Genomic DNA, 261 nt, shown 5'->3' with positions numbered 1-261 from the left:
TCCTGCGGGTGGAGACCCCTTTGAGGTAGCAGGTGGCGATCACAGTCGATAAGGCTCGTTCTGCTCGTGAGCGTCGCTCTAACAGCCATTCTGGGAAGAACGCTCCGTGGCGCAGCTTCGGCACTGCTACGTCGATCGTGCCGACACGGGTGTCAAGGTCGCGGTGGCGATACCCGTTGCGGTGGTTGACCCGCTCGGTGGAGGCGACGCCGTATTCGGCGCCGCAGACGGTGTCGGCCTGGGCGGAGAGGATTTGGTTGA

At 63.6% G+C, this 261-nt stretch carries 1 protein-coding gene; it reads right to left on the bottom strand.

Going from position 1 to position 261, the window contains the following annotated elements; genetic code table 11:
* On the bottom strand, positions 1 to 261 hold a 261-nt coding region (locus tag HMPREF3048_RS11915), incomplete at both ends, for a transposase (RefSeq protein WP_210398438.1).

It is taken from the genome of Corynebacterium sp. HMSC075D04 (genome assembly GCF_001815635.1).
In the GTDB taxonomy this organism is placed as follows: domain Bacteria; phylum Actinomycetota; class Actinomycetes; order Mycobacteriales; family Mycobacteriaceae; genus Corynebacterium; species Corynebacterium coyleae.
The sequence above is the reverse complement of the archived record's forward strand: the minus strand, read 5'-3'. Positions and strand labels throughout refer to the sequence as shown.